At 56.6% G+C, this 228-nt stretch carries 1 protein-coding gene; it reads right to left on the reverse strand.

Annotated features, from left to right (window positions below):
- On the reverse strand, positions 1–228 hold a 228-nt coding region (locus tag ACPYOM_RS24390; RefSeq protein ID WP_481347960.1), incomplete at both ends, for a hypothetical protein.

Below are 228 nucleotides of genomic sequence, written 5' to 3' on the forward strand. Positions count from 1 at the left end.
GTCCATCAGCGATATGAGATCGAGGGCGCCGGCTCGCAGCAGATCTTCGATCACGACGCGGGCGTGGGTGAAGGTGATTTCGAAGCGCGCATGAACTCTATGGTCGATCAGAAGATCGTTTTTTCGGAGCTCAACGAGGGTCTGGATGATCGAGCGTGAATGTTCTTCCGAGCGAATATGGCCGTAGCTGCTGTTGGCATGGAAGGACAGGGCCGCATAGGCGGTGGT

Source organism: Monashia sp. HAY1-2A (assembly GCF_056755315.1).